The organism is Cognatundibacterium luofuense (assembly GCF_018139685.1).
GTDB lineage: Bacteria > Pseudomonadota > Gammaproteobacteria > Burkholderiales > Burkholderiaceae_D > Undibacterium > Undibacterium luofuense.
The window spans coordinates 1-278 of sequence record NZ_JAGSPN010000691.1 but is presented as its reverse complement, the minus strand read 5'-3'; the positions used below and the strand labels follow the sequence as shown (position 1 = coordinate 278).

Annotated in this window: 1 pseudogene; it reads right to left on the bottom strand. The window is 53.2% G+C overall.

What is annotated here, in order from left to right:
- Positions 1-278, bottom strand: a pseudogene (locus KDM89_RS22215) (inner membrane protein YpjD); the annotation flags it as partial.

Below are 278 nucleotides of genomic sequence, written 5' to 3'. Positions count from 1 at the left end.
TGACAGGCTGCGCACGAAGTTTGTGCAAATGCTTATCCTGCAAGCTCATGATCGCAGCATGAAACGCAGCGATGGTCAGCGTGCTGTAGGCCAGCAAAGCAATGGCTACATGCCACGGAAACATCTGGGTTTTTCCGGCCAACGGAATCAGGCTGCCCGGAAACAAGGCGGTCAGACTGACCGCAAGCATAGCTGGCGGCAGCAGGAGTATTTTCAAACCACCCAAGGCAAAGCTGCGATTCTCCAACACATAAGCACTGACTGTCATCCATAAAGCG